Genomic DNA, 26012 nt, shown 5'->3' with positions numbered 1-26012 from the left:
ATGACGAACGACGTCCCGCTTTCCCCGTCGACCGAGGCCCCCACCCCCACGACGAAGACGCTGGTGCACCTCGTGCGTCACGGCGAGGTGTTCAACCCGAAGAAGGTGCTCTACGGGCGCCTCGACGGCTACCACCTCTCCGAGCTCGGCCGTGAGATGGCCGAAGTGACGAGCCAGTGGCTCGCCCCGCGCGACATCACCTACCTCGTCAGTTCGCCGCTCGAGCGTGCGCAGGAGACGGCCGCGCCGCTCGAGGAGAAGCTCGATCTGCCCGTCGTCCTCGACCCGCGCGTCATCGAGGCCGGGAACGATTTCGAGGGTCTGACCGTTGGATCGAACCCCAAGCAACTGCTCCAGCCCCGCTTCTGGCCGAAGCTCGTCAACCCGCTGCGGCCCAGCTGGGGCGAGCCGTACCAGGAGATCGCCGAGCGCATGTACACCGCCATCCTCGACGCACGTGACGCCGCGGCCGGGCACGAGGCCGCCGTCGTCAGTCACCAGCTGCCCGTGTGGACGGCCCGTCGCTTCGCCGAGGGCAAGCGCCTGTGGCACGACCCGCGATCGCGTGAGTGCACGCTGGCGTCGGTTACGACGATCGAGTTCACCGGTGACGAGATCACCGGCGTCCAGTACGCCGAACCCGCGGGTCGTCTGCTGCCCAACTCGACGCAGTCGGTGGGTGCCTGATGGCGCGCCGTGCCCGATCGCTCAAGGCAACCGCAGCGACGTCGCTCGCCCTTGCCGTCACCCTCGGTCTGAGTGCGTGCGGTAGCGAGCAGAACGACAGCATCAGCAAGCAGGCCCAAGCCGGCGACAACAAGGGCTACGTGGCCGGTGACGGTTCCGTCGAAGAACTTGCGGCCGCCAAGCGTGCCGAGCCCGTGCAGCTCACCGGCGAGACGCTGGACGGCAAGAAGTGGAACGTGGAGTCCGAGCGCGGCAAGGTCGTCGTCCTCAACGTGTGGGGTGCGTGGTGCGGCCCGTGTCAGGCCGAGACGCCGCACCTCGAGAAGGCGTGGAAGAACTACGACAACGCGAACAAGCCCGTCGTGTTCATGGGCCTTGACCAGCGTGACTCCGACGCCGTCGCCAAGTCCACGCTCAAGAAGTGGGGCGCCACCTACCCGTCGCTGAAGAACGACGACGGGCAGAACCTGCAGGGTCTGCAGCGCAAGGTCGTCGCAACGCCGACGACGCTCGTGCTCGACAAGCAGGGGCGCATCGCGGCACGCGTCTCCGGTTCCACCACCGAGACCACGGTGCGGAACATGGTCGACAAGGTGCTCGCGGAGAAGGCTTGAGCTCCAGCGTTGCGGCGCTCGCTCACCTGACGAGTTCCCCCGAACAGATCGTCGCGAACGGCGCGTTGCCGCTCGCGATCTTCTTCGCTGCGCTCGCGGGGGTCGTCTCGTTCGCGTCGCCGTGCGTGCTGCCGCTCGTGCCGGGCTTCCTCGCCTACGTCACGGGCTTGACGGACGAGAAGCGACGCACCCGACTCGTGCTCGGCGCGTGCCTGTTCGTGCTCGGATTCTCCGTCGTCTTCGTCGGCATCCAGGCCGCCGTCAGCCTCGTCTACGACACGGTGGGCGCTCACCGCAGCCTGCTCACGCGCATCGGCGGCGTCATCGTCATCCTCATGGGGCTCATGTTCCTGGGCGTCGTGGGCCAGCGAGGCTTCACGGTGCGCTGGCGCCCGGCCGCGGGCCTCGTCGGGGCACCGTTGCTCGGTGCCGCGTTCGGTCTCGGGATGGCTCCCTGCATCTCGCCGGTTCTCGGCACGCTGGTGGCGGCCAATACGTCCCTCAACGCGGACAGCCAGGGGAGGGCTCTGTTCCTCACCGTCTGTTACGCGCTCGGCATGGGCCTGCCGTTCATCCTCATCGCCGCTGGGTGGAGCCGTGCCGAGAAGGCGTCGAAGTGGCTTCGTGACCACCACCGTCCGATCCAGATCGTCGGCGGCACTCTCATGATCGCCATGGGCCTGCTCATGGTGAGCGGGCTGTGGGAGGAACTCATGGCCCTCGTCCAGTCCAACCTCGTCAACCAGTTCGAAACGGTGATCTAGTGGCAGCCAAGAAGGCCCCGGGCAACAACGGGCCCGAGACCAGCGACGACGCAGCGAAGGGCGCAGCCGCCAAGAAGTCGCCGCGAGGCGGCGCGAAGGCCGGTGGCAAGTCCGGCACGTCGGGCAAGGCCGGCGCGAGCATCGGTGTCCTCGGCATGCTGCGCTGGTTCTGGCGCCAGCTGACGACGATGCGCACGGCGCTATTCCTGCTGCTGCTCGTGGCCATCGCGGCCGTGCCGGGCTCGATCTTCCCGCAGCGCTCGATCGACGCCACCCGCGTCACCCAGTACGAGCAGGACCACCCCGACCTGTTCCCGTGGCTCGATCGCCTCGGGATGTTCAACGTCTACAGCACGCCGTGGTTCGCCGCGATCTACCTGTTGCTCGCCGTCTCGCTCATCGGCTGCATCATCCCGCGCACCAAGGTGCACTGGAAGGCGATGCGTTCCGGTCCGCCGAAGATGCCGCGCAACATCAAGCGCCTGCCGGCTCACCGCAATGAGACGCTCGACGCCAGCCCCGAGGCCGTCGCGCAGGCCGCGCGCGAGGTTCTCCGACGCAAGCGCTTCAAGATCCGCAAGGACACGGGCGACCTCGAGGTTGCCTCCGAGGGCGGCATGCTGCGTGAGACCGGCAACCTGCTGTTCCACCTCAGCCTTGTCGGCATCATCGTCGCCGTTGCCGGTGGCCACGTGTGGGGTTGGCGCGGCGACGTCATCGTGCCCGACAAGAGTGGGTTCACCTCGACGATGACCCGCTACGACACCCTCAAGCTCGGCCCCTGGGTCGACCTCGAAGAGGATCTGCCCGACTGGTCGCTGAAGATGGACAGCCTCAAGGTCACCTTCGAGGACAAGGTCGACCCCACGAGCCCGCAGTGGGGGCAGCCGCGTGACTTCACCGCGGACGTCCACTTCAAGGAGTCGCCGGAGGCGAATTGGCAGCAGGACCAGATCCGCGTCAACCACCCGCTCAAGGTCGGCGGCGGCGAGGTCTACCTCCTGGGTAACGGCTACGCGCCGAAGATCACGTACAAGGACGCAAAGGGCAACGTCCTGTACGACCAGTCGACGCCGTTCCTCGCCGTCGACAACCAGTACAAGTCGACGGGCGCGTTCAAGATCCCCGGCGCCTCGCCGGACCAGGTGGGTCTGTTCGGCTTCTTCCTGCCCACGGCCTACGTCGACCCGAACAAGGGCCCGAGCTCGGCCTTCCCGGACGCGAAGGCTCCCGCGCTCTACCTCGGCGTCTACAAGGGTGACCTCTACCCGAACGGCCGCCCGCAGTCGGTCTTCAGCCTCGACACCGAGAAGATGACGCAGGTCAAGGACGAGAAGGGCCAGCCCCTTCGTCTGCAGATCGCACTCGGTCAGACGGTGAAGCTGCCGAACAACATGGGTTCGGTCACCTTCGAGTCGGTGCCGCGTTGGGCGGGTCTCTCGATCCGGCACGACCCGGGCAAGCTGCCCGCTCTCATCTTCTCCGTCACGGCCCTCGCAGGCCTCGTGCTGTCGCTCATGATTCGCCGCCGCCGCGTCTTCGTCCGGGTGCGCCCGGCCTCGGACGCAGACGGTTCGGGCGCCCCGCGTACAGTGGTGGAGATCGGTGGCCTCGCCAAGGGCGAGGACCCCAGGCTCGCTCTCGCGGTCGACGAAATCTTCGAACGCATCCAGGCTCGCGCCGTCACGACCGGAACGACAGGTAAGGCATGATGTCCGCTTTCGCCCTCATCGACGAGGCCAACAGCGCCCTCGCCCAGAACTCGACGTACGCCGTCTACGCCTCCGGGCTCGTCCTGACGTTGGCCATGCTGGCGTTCTGTGTCGACCTGGCACAGACCCCGGGCCGCAAGGAGCGTACCGGCGAAGCCGCTGCCCACACCGGGGACGAGGACGCCGCTGAGGGCGCATCCACGACCTCGAGCCGTGAGAAGTCGGCGGGCGGCGCCACGGCCGTCCTCGAGCGCACCGAGACCCACTCCTCCAAGCGTGACCTCGACGGCGACGGCGGGAGCGATCTTCCTGCCGACCCGGCGCCGCGCAAGTGGGCCGGCACGGGCATGGCCCTGACGTGGCTCGGAACGGCGGCGCTCGTCCTCGGCATCGCGCTGCGCGGATTCGCCGTCGGTCGCCCGCCGCTGGGCAACATGTACGAGTTCGACCTCGTCGGCACCGCATTCCTGCTCGTGTGCTTCCTCGGCTGGAGCCTGCGCAAGGACGTGCGCTGGCTCGGTGCGTTCGTCACGCTCCCCGCCGTCCTCTTCATCATGCTCGCGGCCCTCGTGTACTACACCGAGGCGAGCAAGCTCATGCCGTCGCTGCAGTCGTACTGGCTGTCGATCCACGTGACGGTGGCAACGCTGTCGATCGGTCTGTTCACCATCGGCTTCGTCATCACCTGCCTCTACCTCGCGCAGCTCAACCGTGAGGAGAAGGGCAAGACGGGCGGCTTCCTCAAGGCCCTGCCGGATTCCAAGACCCTCGACCGTCTCGCGTACGGCGTGCACATCATCGCGTTCCCGCTGTGGATGTTCACGATCCTCGCCGGCGCCATCTGGGCCCAGGAGGCCTGGGGCACCTACTGGAACTGGGACCCGAAGGAAGTGTGGTCCCTCGTCATCTTCATCGTGTACGCGGCCTACCTGCACAGCCGCGTGACGGTCGGGTGGAGCGGTCGCAGGGCCGCCGTCGTCGTCATCATCGGCTTCGCCTGCATCCTCATCAACTACGGCGTCGTCAACGTGTACTTCGTCGGCCAGCACTCCTACTCGGGGCTCTGATCCATGGCACCTGTCGCGCGCTACACCGTCCTGCGCCTCCTCGTCTTCTTCGGCTGCCTCAGCGTCGGCTGGCTCGTAGGGCTCCGTGGTTTCCTGCTGCTCATCGTGGCGGCCATCGCCTCGACGGTCATCAGCTTCTTCGCGCTCAACCATTTCCGTCAGGAGACGGTCGACGTCGTGGAGAGCCGCGTCGAGCGTCGCCGCGAGCGCTCCAAGGAACTGCGCGAGGCCGAGGACAACGACGAGTAGTTCGTCGGACTCATCCACCCGTCACACCAGGGTCAGCCAGTAGTCCTGGAATCGTAGGAAGATGGCGAGCACGAGGAGTGCGAGCCACATGACAGCTGCGCTGGGTGCCCAGCGGCTGACCGCCGCGGGTACCGCGCCTTCCGAGGCGCCGGCCCGAACTGCGACGGTGACCAACGCGAGCATGACGACCCACACCACCATGCAGTAGGGGCAGAGCGCCCCGATCACGGTGAGGCTCTGCCAGATGAGCCAGTGGACGAAGGCAAACCCCACGAGGACGCCGGCGAGCAAGCCGACCCAAACCCAGCGGCTGAAGTGGAGGCCGCCCGCGCCCAGGGCGCCGGCGGTCATCACGATGCTGAAACCCACGATCCCCAGTACAGGGTTCGGCAGGTCTGCCACGACACTTGCCTGCCACGAGGTGATGACCGAGCCGCAGGCGACGACGGGATTGATGCTGCAACTCGGGACGTGCTCCGGATCGGCCAGCAGTGCGAGCTTTTCCATCAGGAGAATGACGGAGCAGACGAGGCCGACGGCAGACAGGCCGACGAGGGCGATGCTCTGCCGCCGCTCGCCCGCGGAGCTGCTCACTTCACCGCTTCATCGATGAGGGAACGGAAAGCCTCCATGGAGTCGACGGTGACCTTTTCGCCGTCGAGGAAGAACGTCGGGGTGCCTTCGACGCCCGCTTCCAGGCCGGCTTTGTAGTCCTTCTCGACGCGGGCCTTGGTGGCGGGGGACGCCACGGCCCTGTCGTAGGCGGCCATGTCGAGGCCAAGTTCTTGCGCGTAGCCTCGGAACACGGAGGCTTGGGATGTCTGCTTCTCGCCCCACTGTGTCTGACGTTCGTACATCGTGGAGTACATCTGCTGGAGTTTGCCCTGCTGTGCCGCGGCCTCCACAGCGAGCGCGGCGGTCATGGAGTTCTTGTGGCCCGGCAGCGGGAAGTAGCGGATGACGAAGGTGACCTTGCCCTTGTAGTCCTTGCGGAGTTCCTCGACGAACGGGTATGCGGCGCGGCACGCCTCGCATTCGAAGTCGAGGAATTCGACGAGGACCGGTGAGCCGTCGGGTGCCTTTTGCAGCCGGTGGCTGTCAGGGGCGGCGAGGTTGGACACGGCCGTGTCCCCGGATGCGGACGGCGTCGGCTTCGGTTCTGGGGTCCTGTTGAGGAATATCACTGCGACGATGACGGCGGCAACGATCGCGACGACAAGTGCGGCGGCGAGGGCGGGCTTCTTCATGCTCATCCTTGTACGGCGGGCGACAGTGGGATTACGCTAACATCTGTTCAATTGATCAGATGTTAAGGAGTTGCTCGTGTCGTCGAATGTCGAAGCGCTCGATGCTTGTGCGCCGGGGGCCGACTGCCCCGACAAGGTCGCTTTGGCGATGGAGGCATTGCCGCCGCTCGAGGTGATCGAGGAGATCAGCAGCGTCTTCAAGCTGCTTGGCGATCCCACTCGAACCCGTCTGCTCTACACACTGCTCGACGCGGGGGAGCTCTGCGTCTGTGATCTCGCGGAGGCGACCGGGGTGACGGAAACGACTGTCTCACAGGCTTTACGTCTGATGAGGTCGTCCGGGGTTGTCATCGGTCGTCGAGCGGGCCGAAACGTCTTCTACCGCCTTTCGGACGGCCACGTGCGCATGTTGCTCGACGTGACGCGGGCGCACATCGATCACGACACGAGTAAGTCCTGAGATGGGGCACGGTCACTCGCACGGCCCCACGGCCGCTGAAGGCACTTCGGCCGCAGGGCGTCATCGGTGGCGCCTGGCGGTCTCGTTCGGCCTCGTTCTCGCGTTTTTCGTCGTCGAACTCGTCGCAGGTCTGCTCTCGGACTCACTGGCTCTGATCAGCGACGCCGGCCACATGGCCGCCGACGTCGTGACGTTGGGTGCGGCGCTCGTCGCCACACGCATCGCGACACGGAAGGACACGACAGGCCGCCGCACGTTCGGCTCCTACCGCGCTGAGGTCTTCGCCTCCGGGTTCGCAGTGCTCGTCATGCTTGGCGTGTCGATCTACATCGCGGTGGAGGCGATCGGACGTTTCGGGTCCCCGGGCGAGCCGGCTTCGGGCGTCATGCTCGTCGTCGGTGCGATCGGGCTGGTCATCAACCTCATCAGCATCGCGCTGTTGCGCGCCGGGGCGAGCGAGAGCCTGAACGTGCGCGGCGCCTACCTCGAGGTTCTCGCGGACAGCCTGGGCTCCGTCGGGGTCATCGCCGCCGCACTTCTCGTTCGATTCACCGGCGCAACGTGGTGGGACACAGGAATCGCCCTCGCCATAGCGGCCTTCGTTGCCGTACGCGCGGTGATGCTCGGGCGTGAGGTGCTCGCTGTGCTGGGCCAGCACGCTCCTGCCGACGTCGAGCCGCGCGAGATCCTCGAGGCGCTCGAAGCCCTCGGGTCGGTCGAGGACGTGCACGACCTACACGTGTGGCAGCTCACGAGCGGAATGAATGTCGCTACAGCTCACGTCGTCGCCTCCCCAACGGGTGCCCGCGACGGCGTAGCCCTGCGAGAAGCGAGCGACCTGCTGCGAACGAAGTTCAGCATTGCCCACGCGACGCTCCAGGTGGAGACCGGCGTCGAGAACTGTGAAGGGGCGGATTGGTGACGACATTGACTGCTGAACGTCGGGCCGCCCTCGGGCGCCGGGCGCAGTGGCTTGCGCTCGCGACGGTGCTCTACAACACCGTCGAAGCGTTCATTGCCATTTCCGCCGGCAAGATTGCGGGCTCGGTGGGTCTTGTCGGTTTCGGTCTCGACTCGATCATCGAAGTGTCAAGCGGCCTCATCATCCTGTGGCAGTTCCGTCATGCCATGCCAGAGTCCAGGGAGCAGACCGCGCAGAAGGCGATGGCCTTCGGGTTTGCTGCGTTGGCGCTGTTCGTCGGCTACGAAGCCATCTCGGCGCTCGTGCGGCGGGAGGCGCCGGATGTCTCGTGGGTCGGCATGCTACTCGCGGCGTTGAGCGTCGTGATCATGCCGTTCCTGTCTTACGCCCAGCGATCCACGGGTCGAGAGCTCGGTTCGGGATCGGTTGTCGCCGATTCGACACAGACGCTGCTGTGCACGTATCTGTCGGTCGTGCTCCTCGTGGGACTCGGGCTCAATGCACTGTTCGGATGGTGGTGGGCCGATCCGATCGCGGCCCTCGCCCTGGCTGCGGTCGCCGCCCGGGAGGGTTGGCAGGCATGGCACGGGGAAGGCTGCTGTGCCGTTGGGAACTCAGGTACCCCTTGCTCGGCAACCCCCACGGTCGACGACTGCTGCTCCGGCAACGTTGCCACCGGACCCGAGCGTGTCGATGCCTGCGCAGACGGCTGCTGCTCGGGTGAGCACTCGAAGTCGTCCACGCCGCAGCTCGTGCAGTTGGGGCGCAGCTCTGACGCGTGAAGTCCGCGGATGACGATCGGGCCGGGCACTCTCCATTGAGGTGCCCGGCCCGATCGTCATCGGTGACCGTGGTCAGTTCATGAAGTGCGCGGCGAGGAGGCCCCCGCCGAGCAGGATGCCGTAGGCGAGCTGGAAACGTCCGGTGCCGGCGAGGGCGGGTACGAGGTCGCGGCCCGTGGCCCCGCCGAGAACACGACGCAGTGGCGGCACCGCGAGGACGAGGGACACGAAACCGGCGGCGGCGGGCAGGTGGTAGACGGCGCAGACGCCCACGGCGAGGGCCGCGACAGCCACCAGGACGGTGTAGAAGATGCGCGTCGCGCGGTCGCCGAGCCGGACGGCGAGGGTGTTCTTACCGACCTCGGAGTCCGAGGGGATGTCGCGCAGGTTGTTCGTCACCAGGATGGCGCAGGCGATGGCACCGACGCCGACAGCGCCGGCGATCGCCGGAACGGAGATCTCCTTGGCCTGGGTGTACGTGGTGCCGAGCACTGCGACGAGGCCGAAGAAGATGAACACGAAGACCTCGCCGAGGCCCTGGTAGCCGTACGGGTTCTTACCGCCGGTGTACTTCCACGCGGCGATGATGGCGGCAACCCCGACGAGCAGCAGCCACGGGGTGTTGGCCAGCGTGATGAGCGCGAGCCCGACGAAGGCGGCCACGAAGAAACTGGCGAACGCGGCGAGCTTCACGTTGGACGGGTTCGCGAGGCCCTGACCGACGAGTCGAACGGGCCCCACACGGTCCTCGTCGGTGCCGCGGATGCCGTCGGAGTAGTCGTTGGCGTAGTTGACGCCGATCTGGAGGAAGAGCGCCACGAACAGCGCGAGCAGTGCGAAGCCGGCGTTGCCCCGGTCCAGCGCGTACGCGGCGCCGGTGCCCACGGAGACCGGTGCAACGGCGGCGGGCAGGGTGCGGGGGCGTGCGCCTTCGACCCATTGGTTGAGCGTGGCCATCGGTGTCTTGTTCTCCGTCGGATCGGCAAGGAAGCAGAAGTGCTAGCGCAAATTCTGCCACTGGTCATGGCGAGCGACGAACGCGCGATCCGGCTTGCCCACGCCCGTCAGCGGCAGGGCCTCCTCGTAGCGGACCAATCGTGGAACCGCATACGGCGGCAACAACTTTCGGCACTCGGTGAGCAGACGTTCGGAGAGTTCCTCGGTTGCATCGACGGCCGCGTCCGTGACGATTGCCACAGCGACGGTCTGGCCCCAACGCTCGTGCGGGCGGGCGACAACCACAGCGTCGCGTACTCCGGGCACGCGTTGGACGGCTTCCTCGACGACGCGCGGGCTCACCTTGTAGCCACCCGTCGTGATGACATCGTCGATGCGACCGGTGATGGCGAGGGTGCCGTCGAAGCTGCCGAGGTCGTCGGTGAGGAAGTGACGCTGGCCGGCCTCGTCGACGAACGTGACGGCGGTGCGCTCGGGGTCGCCGAGATAGCCGGCGGCGAGCATCGGGCCCGTGAGGGCGATGCGACCGACACCGTCGTCGTCGGGCTCGATGACGCGTACGCCGACGCCGTCCAGCGGGGTGCCGTCGTAGACGCAACCGCCGGAGGTCTCGCTCGAGCCGTACGTCGTGACGACGGAGAGGCCCCCCTCACGGGCCCGCTCCAGCAAGGCGCGGGGTGTGGCCGAGCCGCCGACGAGGATGCTGCGGTACCGCCGGGCCGCGGCGAGGGCGCGCGTGTGTGTTTCGTCGTCACCGTCGAGCAGGTCGCGCAACTGAGTGGGCACGAGGCTCGTGTGGATCGGCGAGAACGGGGGAGCGTTTCGGGCGACGAGGCCGGTCGCCTTCGTAAAGCCCTCGAGGCCCCAGGCGTCGAGGACGGTGGGCGTCGTGCCGGAGACGATGGAGCGGACGATCACCTGGGTGCCGGCGATGTGGTGGGGCGGCAGTGGCAGAAGCCACGTGCCGGCGCCGATGCGGTCGTGGGTGGCGGTAGCACTCGCGACGAGAGCGCCGCGCGTCAGCATCGCGCGTTTGGGGGTACCGTTGGAGCCGCTCGTCGCGACGACGAGGGCGAGGTCGTCCGGTGCGGCGGCGAGTGCGGCGGCGTCGAACTCGGGTGCCGGGGCGCCTGCCTCGTACGGCGCGAGCGCCGGTCCCGCGCCATCGAGGGCGGCGGCGAGGGCCTCGTAGTAGCCGGTGATGTCGGCGCGGTCGACGGGGAACGGAACGAGCTCGGGCATGTCCTTCACCCTAGTCACGCCGGTCGGCGAGCCCGCGCAGGGTACATGGTGACGGTTGGGGTAGTTGGTGACGCCTGACCGTCACCAACTACCCCAACCGTCACCAACTGTGGGAGGGGTCAGTCTCGTCGGGCCTGAAGGAGGCCCCACAGGCCCAGGCCGACGACGATGACGGCGACTCCGATACGGACCATGGCTCCCCTTCAGGCGTTGAGTTCATCGCCTGCGGAGGATCGCGTGGCGCACAGTTCTGACCGTACTCATCTGCAGCCCTCCACCGCGGACCTGAGCGCTCATTGTGGAGACCACGCGACACAATGAGCCCATGACGAATCGCAAGGTGGCAGTGGTGACGGGTGCGAGCAGCGGCATCGGGCGGGCCAGCGCCCGCGCGCTCGCGGCGAAGGGCTACGAGGTCGTGTGCGCGGCCCGTCGCCTCGATCGCATCGAGGAGCTCGCTCGCGAGATCGACGGCCGCGCCGTCCAGTGCGACGTGACGAACCGCGAGGACGTCGAGCGTCTCGCCGCCGAGGCCGGGCCCCGCGTCGACGTCCTCGTCGCGAACGCCGGGGGAGCGTTCGGCACCGACCCCGTGGCGAGCGCCGACCTCGACGACTGGCGTCGCATGTACGAGATCAACGTGCTCGGCACGCTCTCGACGATCCAGACGACGCTGCCCGCCCTCGAAGCGGCGCACGGCGTCATCATCACGATCGGCTCGACGGCCGGGCTCGTCTCGTACGAGGGTGGCGGCGGGTACTGCGGCGTCAAGCATGCGGTGCGCGCCATGATGGGTTCGCTGCGCCTCGAACTGTTCGACAAGCCCGTGCGCGTGTGCGAGATCGACCCGGGCATGGTCAAGAGCGACGAGTTCGCGCTCGTGCGCTTCGACGGTGACGAGGAGAAGGCCGCAGCCGTCTACGCAGGTGTCGAGGCGCCCCTGACGCAGGAGGACATCGCCGACGCCGTCACATACATCGCGGAGCTGCCGGAGCATGTCAACATCGACCAGATGGTCGTGCGCCCGCGCGCTCAGGCGGCCCAGCACAAGGTGTTCCGCACGTCTTGACCGGCGCGCCCGACGCGCGTTCCACCCGCCGAACTGCTCGGCGGGCGGACCCTCGTCCAACGCGGCATGCCGCGGCTCTACGGTGGGTGAATGCGGCCCGATCGGATGGCCGCATTCATGACTGATCGGGTCCACGCGTCGGCCCGAAGCGCTCTCAGGAGGTGGCTCGTTGTCGACCCCACGTCTGCGCACCCGGGGCGGCACAGCCCCCGCGGTGCTCATGGTCGTCGGATCCTGCGCGTCGCTGCAGTTCGGTGCCGGCCTCGCCGTCCAGCTCTTCCCGGAGATCGGCGCCGCGGGTGTGACGACGTTGCGTCTCGGCTTCGCTGCCGTGCTCCTGCTGCTCGTCACCCGTCCGAAGCTGCGTACCTGGACGAAGCAGCAGTGGTTCGCCGTCGTCGCGTTCGGTCTGTCGTTGGCCGGCATGAACGGCCTGTTCTACGAGGCGATCGCGCGTATTCCGCTCGGTCCGGCCGTGGCCATCGAGTTCCTCGGCCCGCTCGGTCTCGCGGCGGTGCTCTCGCGCAAGCTGCGCGACTTCGCGTGGATCGGCCTCGCCCTCGCCGGCGTCGCGATGCTCGGTCTCGACGACGTGGGCGGCTCGCTGGACCCGGTGGGCGTCGCGTACGTGCTCGGCGCGGGCTTCTTCTGGGCCCTCTACATTCTGGCGAGCGAGCGCGTCGGCTCGCTCCTCGACGGTGCGGGTGGTCTGGCGATGGCACTCGTCATCGGCACGCTCGCGATCATGCCGTTCGGTGCTCCCGGGGCCGTCGAGGGCCTCACGGACACCCACTTCTTCATGCTGGCGCTCGGCGTCGGCATGCTGTCGTCGGTCATTCCGTACGGCTTGGAACTTTCTGCGCTGCGCCTGTTACCGAAGGCGGTGTTCGGGGTGCTGCTGGCGCTCGAGCCCGTCATCGCGGCGCTCGCCGGGTGGCTGTTGCTCGATCAGGGTTTCGGCACGGTCAGCGCCCTCGCGGTGGCGCTCGTCGTCATCGCCGGCGCCGGCTCCGCCATCACTGCGTCACGCTCGGCCAGCACCATCACGCCGCCGGAGGACACCCCCGACGAGGTGACGGCGTCCGTTCACGCGTGACGCACCACGCCGAGGAGGCACCGATAGGCTGACCGGCGTGAGTGACGAGACGCAGAAGCAGCCGGGCAACCCGTTCGACCCCACGGCCTGGAAGGTCGTCGAGGGGTTCGAGGATCTCACGGACATCACCTACCACCGCAGCGTCGAACTCGGCTGCGTGCGCGTGGCGTTCGACCGCCCTGAGGTGCTCAACGCGTTCCGCCCGCACACCGTGGACGAGCTGTACCGCGTTCTCGACCACGCGCGTCGCACGCCGGACGTCGGCGTTGTCCTCCTCACGGGCAATGGCCCCGGCCCCGAGGGCACCGGCAGCGCCGGCAAGTGGGCGTTCTGTTCGGGCGGCGACCAGCGCATCCGCGGCCGCTCGGGTTATCAGTACGCGGCCGACCACGACGGCGACCAGACGGCGTCCGGCGTCGACGAACTGCGCGTCAAGGCCGAGGGTGGGCGTCTGCACATCCTGGAAGTGCAGCGCCTCATCCGCACGATGCCGAAGGTCGTCATCTGCCTCGTCAACGGGTGGGCAGCCGGTGGCGGCCACAGCCTCCACGTCGTCTGCGACCTGACGATGGCCTCCCGCGAGCACGCGCGTTTCAAGCAGACCGACGCCGACGTCGGTTCGTTCGACGGCGGCTACGGCTCCGCGTACCTCGCGAAGATGGTGGGCCAGAAGTTCGCGCGCGAGATCTTCTTCCTCGGCCGCACGTACACGGCCGACGACATGCACCGCATGGGCGCGGTCAACATCGTCAGCGCGCACGACGAACTCGAGTCGGATGCCCTCCAGGCGGCCCGCGAGATCATGAGCAAGTCGCCGCAGGCGCAGCGCATGCTGAAGTTCGCGTTCAACCTCTCCGACGACGGCCTCATGGGCCAGCAGGTCTTCGCCGGCGAAGCCACGCGCCTCGCGTACATGACCGACGAGGCTGTCGAGGGGCGCGACCAGTTCCTCGAGAAGCGCGACCCCGACTGGTCGGGCTTCCCCTGGTACTTCTGATCGGCATTTCGTACTGCCCTGTCGGACAAGCGAACCAGCGAGAAATCGACGCCGAGGGAGACACTGGAGCGGTGAGAGCATGGTGGTTGCTGGCCGTTGCGGTCGCGTGTGAGGTCTCCGGTTCGCTTGCCATGAAGGCGGCTGTCGATGTGCCCGCCTGGTACGTCCTCACCGCCGTCGGGTACACGGCGTCACTCGCTCTGCTCGCGCTCGTGCTGCGTACGGGAATGACCGTCGGCAAGGCCTACGGCATCTGGGGCGCCACGGGCGTCGCACTCACCGCCGTTCTCAGTGCCGCCATCTTCGGTGAACCTCTGACGCCCCTCATGGACCTCGGCGTGCTCCTCGTCATCGCAGGTGTTCTGCTCGTCGAGTTCGGATCGCACCCCAAGGCGAGCGACACGGTGGAGGCAGCGTCGTGAGGTGGGCTTACCTGGCGGTCGCCATCATCTGCGAGGTGACGGCAACCCTTTCGCTGCGGCAGGCCACCGTCACCGGGCGTCGGCGCTGGTACGCCTCCGTGGTGGCGGGATACCTCGCCGCGTTCACCCTGCTCGCCCTGACGCTGGCCGCAGGCGTCCCGCTCGGCGTCGCCTACGGAACGTGGGCCGCCTGCGGCGTCGCGCTCACGGCGCTCGCGAGCCGCGTGCTCTTCGACGAGCCTCTCACCCGGACGATGTGGGTCGGCATCGGCTGCATCGTCGTGGGTGTGCTGCTCATCGAGCTCGGCGCCAGCGGCGCGCACTGAGCCGGCTTTCCTCTCGCGGGGACCAACGCCAGTGTGGCGAGCCCGAAGGCATCGTCGCTCGCTGCGGTGCGGGGTCGGTCGAGCCGATCAGGCCTGCGTCCAGGGCGTCGTCATACCGAGAACCCGCGAGCCGTCGAGGTCGCCGAGCGACACCCCGGCGAACGTCGCGGCAGCGTCGCTCGTCTGCCAGCGGAAGCGGTACTCGTCGGCGAGGGCCGCGCCCGCTATCGCCTCGCCGGCGCTCTCCGCCGACTGCGCGTTCGCGAACGCGCCCGCCGTGCGCGCGAGGTAGGCGTCGAGCTGTTCCTGATACGGTCCGCCGTCGATCTTCTCCACGTTGTCGACGAACTGGGTTGCCACGGCAGCCGGCTCGATGACGGAGACGCGAACGCCGACGTGAGCGGCGACGGTCGAGAGCGACTGCATGAAGCCTTCGACGGCGAACTTCGCGGCGCAGTACGCGTCGGCGAACGGCTGTCCGACCACGCCGCCGACGGAGGTGACCGAGACGATCGTTCCGCGTCGTGCCTCGCGCATGTGCGGGAGGACGGCCTGCGTCAGGGCGACGACGGAGAAGTAGTTCGTCTCCATCTGCTCGCGCACGACATCCATCGAGAGGGTCTCCGCGGTGCCGACGCAGCCGCGACCGGCGTTGTTGACGAGGATGTCGAGGCGTCCGTGATCGCGCACGACCCCCTCGACGAAACGGGCGTTCGCGGCATGGTCGGTGACGTCGAGTTCACGGATGTCGAGTGTGACGTCGGCTCCGGCCGCCGCCTCTTCGAGCGCGACGGCGCGCTCCTTCGAGCGGACCGTCGCGACGACGGTGCACCCCGCCTTCGCGAGGGCCACGGCGGCGTGCAGGCCCATACCGCTGGAGGTTCCGGTGACGACCGCGACGCGATTCATGCCCCCAGTGTGAGCCCTATCGGATCTCGCCGTCACCGGCGTCCACAGGTGCCCCGGTCTGCGCCAGGCGCTGACGGGCCGTTGCCAGCCCCGGTCCGACCGGGACGGTTCCCAGCGCCTTCCCGAGGCCGAACTCGGGCATGTTGACGTACACCGACTCGCACCCCTCGGGCGGGCACACGTAGGTCTCGTGCCAGATGCCCACGTGTCCCTCGCGCCCGAGCTTGCGGAAGTCGCGCCACGGCTTGAGGTGGGGAGCGTCGGCGTTCGCGGCGAAGGCGTGAAGGTGTTCGGGGGAACGCCAGTACTGCACCGAGATCGTGGTGCGCCCGAACCACTGTTCGTGGTGGAGCAAACCGGCGTCCGGGTCCCGCACGAGGTGGTTCAGCATCCGGGGCATTGCGACGGCGACAGGCCCCCAACGGTCAGGGCGCCACAGCGAGTTGAAGCGCATGCCGATGAGGAAGACGGTGACATCGCCGTCCGTCGTCGCAGTCGTGCGAGCAGTGTTGATGGTCATGGCAGCCTCCGGTCGCCGAGTTACGTAACACTGTTATAAAACGATGTTTTGTTACCGTCGTCAAGTGCCTCGACCCAAGACCTACGACGACGCCGACCGTGCGCGCATCGTCGAACGCGCTGCCCGTGTCATCGCGACGGAGGGCGCCTCGGGACTCTCGTTGCGCTCCCTTGCCGCCGACTCCGGTGTCTCGACCACGGCGGTCTACTCGCTCATCGGGGGTAAGGACGACGTCATCGCAGCCGTCGTTCACGAGGCCACTCTGTCGTTCGCCACAGCGCAGGCGAATGCCGTCACGGGCGAGGATGCCCACACCGACTTCAGGCGTCTCGGCGTCGCCTACCGGGCATGGGCGATCGAGCATCCGAGCCTGTACGCCGTCATCTTCACCGGCCGCGCAGGCAGTGCCGGCGAGACGCACGAAGCGGCGGCATTCGAGCCCCTGCTCGACACCGTGACGCGATTGTCGGAGGCGGGGCGACTGCACGGCGACGACCCGCAGGCGGCGGCGCTCGCCATCTGGGGCTCGGTGCACGGCGCCGTGTCGCTCGAACTCGAACTGTGGCCCGCTCAGCCGAAGGCGGAGTCGGCTCGCGCGTTCGACGTCATGCTCGACGCCGTCGAACGCGCGTGGGTGTGCTGACGCGCTTCACGCGGTGCGGGTCGACGTCTGCGCTTCGCAGTAGTCGCGAAGCTGTGCGGCTTCGGCGTTCAGCTTCTTCTCGAGCAGCGGGCCGCTCATGGACGCGTTCACCTTGGCGAATGTGCTGTCCATGCGCAGCAGGAAGTGGACGGCGACGCGACGCTCGTCCACCTGGCGCAGCGTGTACTCGAACGTGACGGCGCCGCCGGTGGTCTCCGCGGAGTAGGTGAGGCGTTCGTTCGGCCGGTAGTCGTGGATCGTGAGGCGCTGATTGTCGAAGCGCCACCAGGCCTGGGAGGCGCTGTACCGAGCGCCGGGCCCGGGGGCCGTCGTACCGTCCTCAGGTTTCACGTCGGTGAGGTCATCCATCCACTTCACCCAGTTCTGCGGGTCGCCGAGTGCGGCCCAGACCGTCGCGAGGTCCGCGTGAATTCCTGCGTTGTCGAAAACTCCATGACGATTGCTCCCTGAGATGGTCGTTCCCCGATGACAAGAACCTAAATGCGTATGACGCGCCGTGACGCGGTCGAAGGCGTTGTTCACCAGAACGTCACCCGGACGGCGGCCGACCTCCCACGTGGTTCGACTGCGGCGCCTGTCTACGCTGACGGGATGACGTTCGATGCCCGCGCCGCGCTGCTCGCCAAACGTGCCGAGACGATTCAGCGGCTCAAGGGGCTCGACGAGAGCTTCGCCGACATCGTCGAGTCGGTGCGCGACAGCAACCTCGACGACGAGCACGATCCGGAGGGCTCGACCGTGGCCGTTTCACGCGCCCAGGTCGCGTCGCTCGCGCAGGAGGGGCGCGAACAGCTGCGTGAAATCGAGGCGGCCCTGCGGCGTCTGGACGACGGCGCGTACGGAACCTGTGCCCGCTGTGGTGGGCCGATCGGCGATGCGCGCCTCGAAGCGCGGCCGACAGCGACGCTGTGCATCGGCTGCGCGCAGCAGGAGAACGCGAGCCCGCGCCGATGACGCCGGGCAGCCACGTTCGCACTGGAGCGGGCGTCGGGTCCCACGGGCCGCGCATCTGACCTGGTCCTAGGCTTTGATCATGGCGTTGCCCCCGCTCTCCCACCTGCTCGACGGCCTCAAGGTCGTCTCACTGCCGCTCAACACGCGCTTTCGCGGCGTGCAGCACCGCGAGATCGCCTACATCGAGGGGCCGTGCGGCGTGGGGGAGTTCGCCCCGTTCCTCGAGTACGAGCCGGACGAGGTATCACGATGGCTCGCGGCCGCCCTCGAGGCTGCGTACGTGGGGTGGCCCGAGCCGGTGCGTGACGTCGTCGCCGTCAACGCCACCGTGCCGGCCGTCCCGGCGGCCGATGTGCCGCGGGTGCTCGCGCGCTTCGACGGCTGCTCGACGGCCAAGGTCAAGGTGGCGGAGAAGGGGCAGGCGCTCGACGACGACGTTGCCCGCGTCGCCGCGGTGCGTGACGGGCTGGGGCACGAAGGCAGAGTGCGCCTCGACGCGAACGGCGGCTGGGGCGTCGACGACGCCGTCGCAGCCATCACGCGGCTCGCGGCCTTCGACCTCGAATACGTCGAGCAGCCCGTCATGCCGGTCGATGACCTGGCGCGCGTGCGCCGAAGCCTCGCCGCATCGGGCGTCGACGTGCGCATCGCCGCCGACGAATCCATCCGCAAGGCCGACGACCCCATGCGCGTCGTCGAACTCCATGCCGCTGACCTCGCCATCGTCAAGGTTGCACCGCTCGGCGGGGTGGCGGGCGCGCTGCGCATCGCGGAGGAGACTGGCCTGCCCATGGTCGTCAGTTCCGCGCTCGATTCGAGCCCCGGCATGGCGGCGGGCCTGGCGCTCGCGGCGGCACTGCCGGAACTTGACCACGCGTGTGGCCTGGGCACGATCAACCTGCTGGACGGCGACGTCGTCGAACGGTCGCTCGTGCCGGTGGGCGGCAACCTCACGGTCGGGCAGTTCGACGACGCCCGCCGTCTCGATCCAGAACGCCTCGAGCGCTACCGGGCGAGCGCCGAGCGCGAGGCGTGGTGGCGCGAGCGCGTCGCCGCGAGCTACGAGGTGCTGGCCGCCCATTGAGCGAGCGAATTGACGGCGTGGGCATAAAGACGGCACCGTCGCCGTTGTCAGGAAGGACCAACGCAATCGACCGAGGAGGTCCCGTGGCACACGTCGGAATCGTCGGAGGACACGGCAAGATCGCACTGCTCACCGCACCGCTGCTCGTCGAGGCAGGGCACGAGGTGACGTCCATCGTGCGCAACCCTGACCACGTGGGCGACGTCGAGGCGACCGGAGCCACTGCGCTCGTCGCCGACATCTCTGCCCTCAGCACCGAGGAGATGCAGAAGCTCTTCACCGAGCAGGGCTTCGACGCCCTCGTCTGGTCGGCTGGTGCCGGCGGAGGCGATCCGGAGCGCACCATCGCCGTCGACCGCGACGCCGCGATCCGCACGATGGACGCTGCGTCCGCCGTCGGGCCCGAGCGCTACGTCATGGTGTCCTACCTCGGCGCATCGCTCGATCACGGGGTGCCCGAGGACAACGACTTCCACACCTACGCCCAGGCGAAGGCGGAGGCGGACGAGCACCTGCGCGGCACGTCGCTGAAATGGACGCTCGTCGGGCCGACGTCGCTGTCGCTGGACGAGCCGAGCGGTTCGATCGAGATCACGACGACGCCCGGCGACGTGAAGGCGTCGCGCGCCAACGTGGCCCGCGTCATCGCCGCGGTGCTCGCCGACGACTCCACGATCGGCAAGGCGCTGCCGTTCACCGACGGTGACGTGCCGATCGCCGAGGCCGTCGCCCAGGCGCCGGCGTCTGAGCGGCTCGCCTGAGCGTCCACCCAGGAAAACCCGCGATGACGACGAAGGGGCGAGGACCGTGGTGGTCCTCGCCCCTTCTTCTGTCTTCGCTGGCGCCGAGTCAGAGGTGCGAGCGCAGGCGCTCGTGCAACTGCGGGTCGGCGGCGACGAGCAGCGGCGTCGGAGTGCGCTCGAAGCGCGGGTCGTAGTCGGTGCCGTCGGCGTAGGCGGAAACACCACCCGATTCGCGGATGAACAGCGCGCCGGGTGCGTGGTCCCAGGGCTTCGTCGTGACGTAGAGGATGTAGTCGGCGCCGCCGGAGGCGATCTGGGGGTAGTCGACGGCACAGCACACCCAGGAGAGCTTGAGCGGCGGCAGGCCGTCGAGCGACTCACCGACGCGGGTGGGGCGCGACGTGACGCCCTGGGCAACCTCGCCGACGGTGCGCGGGGCGATGCGCTCGCCGTTGCGGAACGCCCCTGCGCCCTTCTCCGCGACGTAGGCGACTCCGTGCTGCGGCTGCCACATCCAACTGCGGACGACGTCGCCGCCGCGCATTTCGGCCACCATGACGCCGTGGTCGGGGGAGCCGTGGACGAAGTTCTTCGTGCCGTCGACCGGGTCGACGGTGAACCAGTGATCGGCGTGCTCGGTTCGGTCGAGGATGCTCGGGTCGGCGGCGACCGCTTCCTCGCCGACGATGAGTGCGTCCGGGCAGGCGTCCAGCAGGCGGGCGGTGATGGCGACCTCGGCCTCGCGGTCGGCGACCGTCACGAGGTCGCCGGGGTTCTTCTCCATGACCTCGTGTCGGGCGAGGGATTCGAATCGGGGGTTGATGAACTCGTCGGCGGCTTCTTGCAGCATGGTCAGGACGGCCTGGGTATCCACGCGTCCGATCCTAGTGGCCCCGGGGGGCCCGCGATGTCGCCGTCGTGAGCGTGCAACACGCAAACGAGGGCATCTTCCGAACCGTGTCGTATCGCGCGAGAAAACCTCAGGCCCCCGAGAACCTTCTCGGGGGCCTGAGGTCGAGCCGCACAATGCGGCGAGGAAGTCAGTTCGTCGGGTCGTGGTCGATGATGTCGCCGGCTTCCTTGACGAGAGCCTTGGTGCGACGGCGGTGGGCGAACCACTCGTAGGCCATCGGCAGCACGCTCACGAGGACGATGGCCATGATGGCGATGTCGATGTTCTTGCCGAGGCCGGGGAAGGCCTTGCCGAGGAAATACCCGGCGAACGTGATGGAGAAGACCCACAGCACGGCGCCCACGGCCGACCACGTGAAGAAGCGCTTGCGCTCCATGTGGCTGGCGCCGGCAACGACGGTGATGAACGTGCGCACGATGGGCACGAATCGGCCGATGACGAGGGCCTTGTTGCCGTGCTTGTCGAAGAATGCGTTGGTCTGTTCGAAGTATTTCTTCTTGAGGATCTTGCCGTCGCGTTCGTACAGCGGTGTGCCGAGCAGGCGTCCGAGTTCGTAGCCGACGACGTTGCCGAGGAACGCCGCGATGCACAGCGCGGGCAGCGAGACGTAGAGCGGGATGTCGAAGCCGCTCGTCGCCGACGTCGCGGTGAACATGCCGATGGCGAAGAGCAGGGAGTCGCCGGGAAGGAGCGGGAAGAACAGTCCGCACTCGACGAAGACGATGGCGAGGGAGACCCAGAAGAACGCTCCGCCGAAGTGGCTGAGGAGGTAGTTCGGGTCCATGAAGTCGGGGCCGAGGGCATGCATCACGTTGTCGAGCGTACCGGGGTGGCCGGTGTGGGGCCTGTGAGCAACGCCGCGGCGGTGAGGGGCAAATGAGCGGTTCGCGCGGGCCGCCGGGGCGGCCACTACCCTTGACGCTCGTGGGTGAAGCGAGCGAGGAACGTCCGGATCACGTCGTCGGGGTCGGACCGTGGCAGGGGCCGTGGCCGCTCGATGACGACGGTGAACTCGACGCTCGCTTCGACCCGGAACTCCTGCGTGACGGCGACCGTCGCAACGTCGAGGACCGATTCCGATACTGGCGCCACGACGCCATTGTCAGGCACCTCGACGCGTCGCGGCACGACTTCCACGTGGCGGTCGAGAACTGGGAGCACGACTTCAACATCGGCTCCGTCATCCGCACGGCCAACGCGTTCAACGCCAAGGCGTTCCACATCGTCGGCCGGCGCCGCTGGAACCGTCGGGGCGCGATGGTGACCGACCGCTACCAACACGAGATGCACCACCCGTCGGTCGACGACCTGCTCATGTGGGCGGCGACTGCCGGCCCGGCTGACGCCGCGGGTAACGCGACGCGCATCCCCGTCTACGCCATCGACAACGTCGCGGGCAGCGTGCCCCTCGAGACGTTCGACCTGCCGCGCCACTGCGTCCTGCTGTTCGGTCAGGAGGGCCCTGGCGTCAGCGCGGAAGCGCTCGAGAAGGCCGACGCCGTTCTCGACATCGCGCAGTTCGGCTCGACGCGCTCGATCAACGCCGGCGCCGCGGCCGCCGTCACGATGCACGCCTGGATCCGCCGGCACGTGTTCGGCCAGCGCATCGGCGAATGACCCCGCAGTGTCAGTGTCCGAAAGCTGAGCATCGCTGTTCACTCCTCGGCCCGTCCGGCGCCGTAACGCCCACGTCCGTGTGGTGCGTGAAAGGATGAATCGGACGGCGGTGCCAGCACCCGGTACGGCCCACGAACCGCAGATCGACAAGGGAGTGGACATGCCCATCGCAACCCCCGAGGTTTACCGCGAGATGCTCGACCGCGCGAAGCGTGAGGGCTTCGCGTACCCGGCCATCAACGTTTCGTCGTCGCAGACGCTGAACGCCGCCATCCGTGGTTTCGCCGAGGCCGGTTCGGACGGCATCATCCAGGTCTCCACCGGTGGCGCCGAGTACTTCTCGGGCCCCACGGTGAAGAACATGGTCACCGGCGCCCTCGCGATGTCGGCCTTCGCCCACGAGGTGGCGAAGAACTACGACGTCAACATCGCCCTGCACACCGACCACTGCCCGAAGGACAAGCTCGACAGCTTCGTCCGCCCGCTCGTCGACGCCTCGATCGAGCGCGTCAAGGACGGCGGTCAGCCGTACTTCCAGTCGCACATGTGGGACGGTTCGGCCGTTCCGCTCGAGGAGAACCTCGAGATCGCCAAGGAGCTGCTCGACAAGTGCCAGCAGGCGAACATCATCCTCGAGATCGAGGTCGGTGTCGTCGGCGGTGAAGAGGACGGCGTCGACAACGAGATCAACGACCGGCTGTACTCCACGCCCGAGGACGCCATCGCCACGGCCGAGGCTCTCGGCGCCGGTACCGACGTGTACTACATGACGGCCCTCACCTTCGGAAACGTGCACGGCGTCTACAAGCCGGGCAACGTCCAGCTGCGCCCGTCCGTGCTCAAGGACGCGCAGGACGCCGTCAAGGCCAAGTTCTCCGAGGCCGAGGACAAGCCGTTCCACCTCGTCTTCCACGGTGGCTCGGGCTCGTCGGAGGAGGAGATCAAGGAGGCCGTGTCGTACGGCGTCGTCAAGATGAACGTCGACACCGACACGCAGTACGCCTTCACCCGCCCGATCGCCGGCTGGATGCTCGGCAACTACGAGGGCGTCCTCAAGATCGACGGCGAGGTCGGCAACAAGAAGCAGTACGACCCGCGCGCCTGGGGCAAGGCTGCCGAGGAGGGCATGGCCAAGCGCGTCGTCGAGGCGTGTGAGCACCTCGGCTCCGCCGGCAAGAGCCAGGGCGCCAAGAAGGCCTGACGCCTCACCCGAGTCGTTCGACGCGAGCGGCCCGCCCACGAACAATCGTGGGCGGGCCGCTCGTTTCGCTGTGCGGCGTTCAGCGGCGGAGGGCTGCCGCCAGAACGTCAGCGCGGGAACGCGGGCGGTCGGCTGCCGAGAGGGGGAGGCCCGCGGCGTCGAGCAGGTCCGCCTGCCACGGTCGATCGAGCTGCGCGTGACGCAGGAGGTCGGCGTCGCCCAGGAGGTTGCCCGCATCGTCACTGACAGCACGCCCGGCGTCGAGCAGCGTGACGGTGTCGGCCCACTCCCACACGAGCGCCATGTCGTGGGTCGACAGGACGACGGTCGTGCCCGCGCCTTCGAGCCGCTCGAGACACGCGAGGAGAGCCGCGCATCCGGCGGGGTCGAGGCCGGCCGTCGGCTCGTCGAGCAGGAGGAAGCGCGGCTGCATCGCCACGGCGCCGGCGAGGGCGACGCGTTTGCGCTGGCCGTACGAGAGGTGATGCACGGGGCGGGTGAGCAGCTCGGTGATGCCCAACAGTTCAGCGGTCTCGGCCACCCGCGCACGGACGGCGTCGGGGTCGAGGCCGAGGTTGGTGGGGCCGTAGGAGATCTCGGCGTGGACATCGGCGGAGAAGAGCTGATCGTCCGGATCCTGTAGGACGAGCTGCACGGCGCGGCGGTGGGCGGTGAGTGCTGTGCGCTTGAAGTTCAGGGGCGTCTCGTCGACGAGGACCTCGCCGGCGGTGGGCCGCAGGCTGCCGCTCAAGGTCCGCAGGAGCGTCGTCTTGCCCGCACCGTTGGCGCCGATGAGCGCGAGGCGACGGCCCGCCTCGACCTCCACGTCGGCGTCGCGCAGCACCCACGCGTCGCGGCCGTACCGGACGCTGACCCCGTGCAGGGCGAGCGCACTCATCGGGTCATCACCGCGACGACGCCCAGCACCATGACCACGCAAGCGCTGAGGCCGACGAACGGCACTGAGACGTTCTGCGCCCGGGGCGTGACGACGAGCGCGCCGTCGAAGCCGCGCCCTTCGAGCCCTTCGCCGAGACGCTGAGCCCGCACCCAGGCCGTTCGGAGCGTGGCGGACAGCAACGACGCGACGCTGGCCCGGGCGACGCGCGCCGATGCGTACCCAAGGCGGGCCTCCTGCGTCGCGCGGACGTTGCCTGCCACGTCGAGGAGGACGAAGAGCATCCGGTAGACGAGGTCCGCGATCTCCACCATCGTCGCGGGCACCTTGGCGCGACGGGCCGCCGTCAGGAGGTCGGTCATCGGGGTGGTGAGGGCAAGCACCATGAGGGCCGAGGCCGCCGCGAGTGAGCGGCCGACTGTCTCGACGGAACGCTCGATCGACGCCGGCGCCGACCAGAACGGGCCGAACGACCACACGGCGTCAGGAGCGGGGTGGCCGATCGACACCGCGGCAGCGAGTGCGCCGATCACGATGAACGCCACCGGCAGCGTGAGCACGCGCGAGGCGAGCCTCGGTTCGACGCGGGCGCCGACGAGGATGGCGACCAGGCAGACCACGACGAGGGCGGCGTGGAGCCAGGGCGCCCTCGTCACCATCGCGACGACGAGCAGGCCGAGACTGAGTACCGCCTTCTCGAGAACGGAGCGATCGCGCCACCGGTTGCTCCAGGCGGCGCGATCGACGGCGGGGCCGGAGCCCGTCCTGGCTCCCACGGTCAGCTGCTGCGGGTTGTCGACTCGGGGGTGCGTGCGGCGTTCTGCGGGGAGTCGTCGGCGTTCGGCGCCGTTTCCGTCGAACGCTTACGGCGCTCGCGGAACGTGCCGAGCACGAAGCCGAGAATGCCGGCGCCGATCGCTGCCTGCAGCGCGAAGAGGCCGGATTCGACCTCGCCGCCGGGCTGCTCCCAGATCGGCGAGAACCACGGCTCGTAGTCCTTGTTCGACTCTTCGATCTGCTCGGAGGCAGCGGCGTCCGTTCCGCCGAACTCACCGCCGGAGTGGGTGCCCATGAGCAGGGCGATAGCGAACACGACGGCCGCCAGGGCGAGAAGTGCGACGTTCTTCCACACGGTCGAGCGCTTCATCGGGCACCTCCGGCGGGCGTGTTGAGGGTGTCGTCGGTCGTGGCGGGAGTGTCGGATTCGCCAGGCTCGTCGTCGAAGACATCGCGGCGGCCCTTGCCGAAGCCGAGGCCCTGCAGCTGCGGGCCCGCCCACGAACGCAGGGCGTTCATGAGGAGCACGCCGATGAGGCCCTCGACGATGGCGAGCGGAATCTGAGTGAGCGCGAACAGGCCGAGGAAGCGCGACCATGCGCCGAAGAAGCCGCTCTGGGCGTCGGGGAACGCGATGGCCAGCTGCGTGGCGGTGACGACGTACGTGGCCAGGTCGGCCAGGGCGACGGCGAAGAAGACGGCCACCGAGAACGGCGCCCGGCCCAGGAGACGGTAGGTGCCGTAGGCGACCCACGGCCCGACGATCGCCATCGAGAACACGTTGGCGCCCAACGTCGTCAGGCCGCCGTGGGCGAGCAGCAACGCCTGGAAGATGAGCACGATCGTGCCCAACGCGGCCATGACGGGTGGCTTGAAGATGACGGCGCCCTCACCCGTGCCCGTCGGGTGCGACGAACTGCCCGTGACCGACGGCAGCTTGATGGCCGACAGCACGAACGAGTAGGCACCGACGCCGGCGAGCAGGAGTTTGGAATCAGGGTGTTCACGCGTGATCTGCGTGATGCGGCGGACGCCGTGAACGACGAACGGCGCGGAGACGGCCGTCCAAGCGGCCGCGTGGAGGGGTGGCAAGAAGCCCTCGGCAATATGCATGGCAAT

At 68.3% G+C, this 26012-nt stretch carries 33 protein-coding genes; 20 read left to right on the top strand and 13 right to left on the bottom strand.

The annotated features are described in order from the left end of the window. From AA983_RS11675 to AA983_RS11650, 6 genes are read left to right on the top strand one after another with little or no spacing between them, the layout of a single operon-like run. Window positions 1-687 (top strand): histidine phosphatase family protein, encoded by a 687-nt coding sequence (locus AA983_RS11675; protein WP_047312428.1) that lies wholly within the window; start codon window positions 1-3, stop codon window positions 685-687. Continuing rightward, window positions 687-1301, top strand: coding sequence for a TlpA disulfide reductase family protein (locus AA983_RS11670; protein WP_047312427.1), 615 nt, complete (start codon window positions 687-689; stop codon window positions 1299-1301). Before AA983_RS11675 ends, AA983_RS11670 begins: the two co-directional genes overlap by 1 nt. After that, window positions 1298-2065 (top strand): cytochrome c biogenesis CcdA family protein, encoded by a 768-nt coding sequence (locus AA983_RS11665; protein WP_082128883.1) that lies wholly within the window; start codon window positions 1298-1300, stop codon window positions 2063-2065. The genes AA983_RS11670 and AA983_RS11665 overlap by 4 nt, the downstream gene beginning before the upstream one ends. Further along, the gene (locus tag AA983_RS11660) at window positions 2065-3777 is read left to right on the top strand and encodes a cytochrome c biogenesis protein ResB (RefSeq protein ID WP_231579601.1); all 1713 of its coding nucleotides are present in this window, start codon (window positions 2065-2067) and stop codon (window positions 3775-3777) included. Before AA983_RS11665 ends, AA983_RS11660 begins: the two co-directional genes overlap by 1 nt. Beyond that, window positions 3777-4844, top strand: a complete 1068-nt coding sequence (gene ccsB / locus AA983_RS11655) for a c-type cytochrome biogenesis protein CcsB (protein WP_047312613.1) — start codon at window positions 3777-3779, stop codon at window positions 4842-4844. Before AA983_RS11660 ends, ccsB begins: the two co-directional genes overlap by 1 nt. A 3-nt stretch (window positions 4845-4847) precedes the next feature. After that, complete coding sequence (locus AA983_RS11650) at window positions 4848-5093, top strand: DUF4229 domain-containing protein (RefSeq protein ID WP_047312426.1); 246 nt, start codon at window positions 4848-4850, stop codon at window positions 5091-5093. 21 nt (window positions 5094-5114) lie between these two features. Here the strand turns inward: AA983_RS11650 and AA983_RS11645 are convergent, their stop codons facing one another. Both AA983_RS11645 and AA983_RS11640 read right to left on the bottom strand, forming a co-directional pair. Then, a complete protein-coding gene (locus AA983_RS11645; RefSeq protein ID WP_047312425.1) occupies window positions 5115-5687 on the bottom strand; it encodes a vitamin K epoxide reductase family protein in 573 nt (190 codons plus the stop codon). Next, complete coding sequence (locus AA983_RS11640) at window positions 5684-6340, bottom strand: thioredoxin domain-containing protein (RefSeq protein ID WP_047312424.1); 657 nt, start codon at window positions 6338-6340, stop codon at window positions 5684-5686. The genes AA983_RS11645 and AA983_RS11640 overlap by 4 nt, the downstream gene beginning before the upstream one ends. Before the next feature lie 76 nt (window positions 6341-6416). On the opposite strand from AA983_RS11640, the gene AA983_RS11635 reads away from it, so the two are divergent. The 3 genes from AA983_RS11635 to AA983_RS11625 are packed head-to-tail and all read left to right on the top strand — an operon-like array spanning window position 6417 to window position 8504. Further along, complete coding sequence (locus AA983_RS11635) at window positions 6417-6800, top strand: helix-turn-helix transcriptional regulator (RefSeq protein WP_047312423.1); 384 nt, start codon at window positions 6417-6419, stop codon at window positions 6798-6800. Between the two features lies 1 nt (window position 6801). After that, entirely contained in the window at window positions 6802-7722 is a 921-nt protein-coding gene (locus AA983_RS11630) for a cation diffusion facilitator family transporter (protein ID WP_047312422.1), read from the top strand. Beyond that, window positions 7719-8504 carry a cation diffusion facilitator family transporter gene (locus AA983_RS11625; RefSeq protein ID WP_047312421.1) on the top strand — a complete coding sequence of 262 codons (786 nt, stop codon included), beginning with the start codon at window positions 7719-7721 and terminating at the stop codon, window positions 8502-8504. The genes AA983_RS11630 and AA983_RS11625 overlap by 4 nt, the downstream gene beginning before the upstream one ends. A gap of 72 nt (window positions 8505-8576) precedes the next feature. Here the strand turns inward: AA983_RS11625 and AA983_RS11620 are convergent, their stop codons facing one another. Beyond that, window positions 8577-9461, bottom strand: a complete 885-nt coding sequence (locus tag AA983_RS11620; RefSeq protein ID WP_047312420.1) for a 1,4-dihydroxy-2-naphthoate polyprenyltransferase — start codon at window positions 9459-9461, stop codon at window positions 8577-8579. Between the two features lie 42 nt (window positions 9462-9503). Beyond that, window positions 9504-10703: an AMP-binding protein gene (locus AA983_RS11615; RefSeq protein ID WP_047312612.1), complete on the bottom strand. Its 1200-nt coding sequence runs from the start codon at window positions 10701-10703 to the stop codon at window positions 9504-9506. A 325-nt stretch (window positions 10704-11028) separates the two neighbouring features. Here AA983_RS11615 and AA983_RS11610 point away from each other — a divergent pair, with 325 nt between their 5' ends. From AA983_RS11610 to AA983_RS11590, 5 genes are all read left to right on the top strand, one after another. Continuing rightward, on the top strand, window positions 11029-11772 hold the full coding sequence (locus AA983_RS11610) for an SDR family NAD(P)-dependent oxidoreductase (RefSeq protein ID WP_047312419.1): 744 nt from the start codon (window positions 11029-11031) through the stop codon (window positions 11770-11772). Between the two features lie 169 nt (window positions 11773-11941). Then, complete coding sequence (locus AA983_RS11605) at window positions 11942-12868, top strand: DMT family transporter (protein WP_047312418.1); 927 nt, start codon at window positions 11942-11944, stop codon at window positions 12866-12868. Window positions 12869-12905: 37 nt separating this feature from the next. Beyond that, window positions 12906-13865, top strand: coding sequence for a 1,4-dihydroxy-2-naphthoyl-CoA synthase (locus AA983_RS11600; RefSeq protein ID WP_047312417.1), 960 nt, complete (start codon window positions 12906-12908; stop codon window positions 13863-13865). A gap of 71 nt (window positions 13866-13936) precedes the next feature. After that, window positions 13937-14287 carry a multidrug efflux SMR transporter gene (locus AA983_RS11595; RefSeq protein WP_047312416.1) on the top strand — a complete coding sequence of 117 codons (351 nt, stop codon included), beginning with the start codon at window positions 13937-13939 and terminating at the stop codon, window positions 14285-14287. Then, a complete protein-coding gene (locus AA983_RS11590; protein WP_047312415.1) occupies window positions 14284-14613 on the top strand; it encodes a multidrug efflux SMR transporter in 330 nt (109 codons plus the stop codon). Before AA983_RS11595 ends, AA983_RS11590 begins: the two co-directional genes overlap by 4 nt. Before the next feature lie 87 nt (window positions 14614-14700). On the opposite strand, the gene AA983_RS11585 is transcribed toward AA983_RS11590, so the two are convergent. Both AA983_RS11585 and AA983_RS11580 read right to left on the bottom strand, forming a co-directional pair. Continuing rightward, on the bottom strand, window positions 14701-15522 hold the full coding sequence (locus tag AA983_RS11585; RefSeq protein WP_082128882.1) for an SDR family NAD(P)-dependent oxidoreductase: 822 nt from the start codon (window positions 15520-15522) through the stop codon (window positions 14701-14703). Window positions 15523-15538: 16 nt separating this feature from the next. Further along, window positions 15539-16042: a DUF4188 domain-containing protein gene (locus AA983_RS11580; RefSeq protein WP_047312413.1), complete on the bottom strand. Its 504-nt coding sequence runs from the start codon at window positions 16040-16042 to the stop codon at window positions 15539-15541. A 64-nt stretch (window positions 16043-16106) separates the two neighbouring features. Here AA983_RS11580 and AA983_RS11575 point away from each other — a divergent pair, with 64 nt between their 5' ends. Continuing rightward, window positions 16107-16685 (top strand): TetR/AcrR family transcriptional regulator, encoded by a 579-nt coding sequence (locus AA983_RS11575; protein ID WP_047312412.1) that lies wholly within the window; start codon window positions 16107-16109, stop codon window positions 16683-16685. Between the two features lie 6 nt (window positions 16686-16691). Here the strand turns inward: AA983_RS11575 and AA983_RS15250 are convergent, their stop codons facing one another. Then, entirely contained in the window at window positions 16692-17228 is a 537-nt protein-coding gene (locus AA983_RS15250; protein WP_197079010.1) for an SRPBCC family protein, read from the bottom strand. A gap of 69 nt (window positions 17229-17297) precedes the next feature. On the opposite strand from AA983_RS15250, the gene AA983_RS11565 reads away from it, so the two are divergent. The 3 genes from AA983_RS11565 to AA983_RS11555 all read left to right on the top strand — a co-directional run bounded on the left by AA983_RS11565 (window position 17298) and on the right by AA983_RS11555 (window position 19505). Beyond that, on the top strand, window positions 17298-17660 hold the full coding sequence (locus AA983_RS11565) for a TraR/DksA family transcriptional regulator (RefSeq protein ID WP_047312611.1): 363 nt from the start codon (window positions 17298-17300) through the stop codon (window positions 17658-17660). Window positions 17661-17739: 79 nt separating this feature from the next. Further along, complete coding sequence (locus AA983_RS11560; RefSeq protein ID WP_047312410.1) at window positions 17740-18744, top strand: o-succinylbenzoate synthase; 1005 nt, start codon at window positions 17740-17742, stop codon at window positions 18742-18744. 83 nt (window positions 18745-18827) lie between these two features. Next, on the top strand, window positions 18828-19505 hold the full coding sequence (locus tag AA983_RS11555) for an SDR family oxidoreductase (RefSeq protein ID WP_047312409.1): 678 nt from the start codon (window positions 18828-18830) through the stop codon (window positions 19503-19505). Between the two features lie 88 nt (window positions 19506-19593). On the opposite strand, the gene AA983_RS11550 is transcribed toward AA983_RS11555, so the two are convergent. Both AA983_RS11550 and AA983_RS11545 read right to left on the bottom strand, forming a co-directional pair. Then, entirely contained in the window at window positions 19594-20361 is a 768-nt protein-coding gene (locus AA983_RS11550) for an inositol monophosphatase (protein WP_047312408.1), read from the bottom strand. A 166-nt stretch (window positions 20362-20527) separates the two neighbouring features. Then, window positions 20528-21208 carry a DedA family protein gene (locus tag AA983_RS11545; RefSeq protein WP_047312407.1) on the bottom strand — a complete coding sequence of 227 codons (681 nt, stop codon included), beginning with the start codon at window positions 21206-21208 and terminating at the stop codon, window positions 20528-20530. Window positions 21209-21276: 68 nt separating this feature from the next. On the opposite strand from AA983_RS11545, the gene AA983_RS11540 reads away from it, so the two are divergent. Together AA983_RS11540 and fbaA are read left to right on the top strand one after the other, a co-directional pair. Continuing rightward, a complete protein-coding gene (locus AA983_RS11540; RefSeq protein ID WP_082128879.1) occupies window positions 21277-22017 on the top strand; it encodes a TrmH family RNA methyltransferase in 741 nt (246 codons plus the stop codon). Between the two features lie 94 nt (window positions 22018-22111). Beyond that, a complete protein-coding gene (gene fbaA / locus AA983_RS11535) occupies window positions 22112-23218 on the top strand; it encodes a class II fructose-bisphosphate aldolase (RefSeq protein WP_255352631.1) in 1107 nt (368 codons plus the stop codon). A gap of 79 nt (window positions 23219-23297) precedes the next feature. On the opposite strand, the gene AA983_RS11530 is transcribed toward fbaA, so the two are convergent. The 4 genes from AA983_RS11530 to AA983_RS11515 are packed head-to-tail and all read right to left on the bottom strand — an operon-like array spanning window position 23298 to window position 26006. Beyond that, a complete protein-coding gene (locus AA983_RS11530) occupies window positions 23298-24116 on the bottom strand; it encodes an energy-coupling factor ABC transporter ATP-binding protein (RefSeq protein ID WP_047312405.1) in 819 nt (272 codons plus the stop codon). Continuing rightward, window positions 24113-24892, bottom strand: a complete 780-nt coding sequence (cbiQ, locus tag AA983_RS11525; RefSeq protein ID WP_047312404.1) for a cobalt ECF transporter T component CbiQ — start codon at window positions 24890-24892, stop codon at window positions 24113-24115. The genes AA983_RS11530 and cbiQ overlap by 4 nt, the downstream gene beginning before the upstream one ends. A gap of 2 nt (window positions 24893-24894) precedes the next feature. Beyond that, window positions 24895-25263, bottom strand: coding sequence for an energy-coupling factor ABC transporter substrate-binding protein (locus AA983_RS11520; protein ID WP_047312403.1), 369 nt, complete (start codon window positions 25261-25263; stop codon window positions 24895-24897). Beyond that, complete coding sequence (locus tag AA983_RS11515) at window positions 25260-26006, bottom strand: energy-coupling factor ABC transporter permease (RefSeq protein WP_082128877.1); 747 nt, start codon at window positions 26004-26006, stop codon at window positions 25260-25262. Before AA983_RS11515 ends, AA983_RS11520 begins: the two co-directional genes overlap by 4 nt. Between the last annotated feature and the right edge of the window lie 6 nt (window positions 26007-26012).

The organism is Dermacoccus sp. PE3, from assembly GCF_001021715.1.
Classification (GTDB): domain Bacteria; phylum Actinomycetota; class Actinomycetes; order Actinomycetales; family Dermatophilaceae; genus Dermacoccus; species Dermacoccus abyssi.
The sequence above is the reverse complement of the archived record's forward strand: the minus strand, read 5'-3'. Positions and strand labels throughout refer to the sequence as shown.

Bases quoted from the DNA above. Each gene is read 5' to 3' on its own strand.
- AA983_RS11675 (WP_047312428.1), top strand. From the start codon at position 1: ATGACGAACGACGTCCCGCTTTCCCCGTCGACCGAGGCCCCCACCCCC.
- AA983_RS11670 (WP_047312427.1), top strand. From the start codon at position 687: ATGGCGCGCCGTGCCCGATCGCTCAAGGCAACCGCAGCGACGTCGCTC.
- ccsB (WP_047312613.1), top strand. From the start codon at position 3,777: ATGTCCGCTTTCGCCCTCATCGACGAGGCCAACAGCGCCCTCGCCCAG.
- AA983_RS11650 (WP_047312426.1), top strand. From the start codon at position 4,848: ATGGCACCTGTCGCGCGCTACACCGTCCTGCGCCTCCTCGTCTTCTTC.
- AA983_RS11640 (WP_047312424.1), bottom strand. From the start codon at position 6,340: ATGAAGAAGCCCGCCCTCGCCGCCGCACTTGTCGTCGCGATCGTTGCC.
- AA983_RS11630 (WP_047312422.1), top strand. From the start codon at position 6,802: ATGGGGCACGGTCACTCGCACGGCCCCACGGCCGCTGAAGGCACTTCG.
- AA983_RS11620 (WP_047312420.1), bottom strand. From the start codon at position 9,461: ATGGCCACGCTCAACCAATGGGTCGAAGGCGCACGCCCCCGCACCCTG.
- AA983_RS11615 (WP_047312612.1), bottom strand. From the start codon at position 10,703: ATGCCCGAGCTCGTTCCGTTCCCCGTCGACCGCGCCGACATCACCGGC.
- AA983_RS11610 (WP_047312419.1), top strand. From the start codon at position 11,029: ATGACGAATCGCAAGGTGGCAGTGGTGACGGGTGCGAGCAGCGGCATC.
- AA983_RS11585 (WP_082128882.1), bottom strand. From the start codon at position 15,522: ATGAATCGCGTCGCGGTCGTCACCGGAACCTCCAGCGGTATGGGCCTG.
- AA983_RS11580 (WP_047312413.1), bottom strand. From the start codon at position 16,042: ATGACCATCAACACTGCTCGCACGACTGCGACGACGGACGGCGATGTC.
- AA983_RS11565 (WP_047312611.1), top strand. From the start codon at position 17,298: ATGACGTTCGATGCCCGCGCCGCGCTGCTCGCCAAACGTGCCGAGACG.
- AA983_RS11560 (WP_047312410.1), top strand. From the start codon at position 17,740: ATGGCGTTGCCCCCGCTCTCCCACCTGCTCGACGGCCTCAAGGTCGTC.
- AA983_RS11545 (WP_047312407.1), bottom strand. From the start codon at position 21,208: ATGCATGCCCTCGGCCCCGACTTCATGGACCCGAACTACCTCCTCAGC.
- AA983_RS11540 (WP_082128879.1), top strand. From the start codon at position 21,277: ATGAGCGGTTCGCGCGGGCCGCCGGGGCGGCCACTACCCTTGACGCTC.
- fbaA (WP_255352631.1), top strand. From the start codon at position 22,112: ATGAATCGGACGGCGGTGCCAGCACCCGGTACGGCCCACGAACCGCAG.
- AA983_RS11530 (WP_047312405.1), bottom strand. From the start codon at position 24,116: ATGAGTGCGCTCGCCCTGCACGGGGTCAGCGTCCGGTACGGCCGCGAC.
- AA983_RS11520 (WP_047312403.1), bottom strand. From the start codon at position 25,263: ATGAAGCGCTCGACCGTGTGGAAGAACGTCGCACTTCTCGCCCTGGCG.
- AA983_RS11515 (WP_082128877.1), bottom strand. From the start codon at position 26,006: ATGCATATTGCCGAGGGCTTCTTGCCACCCCTCCACGCGGCCGCTTGG.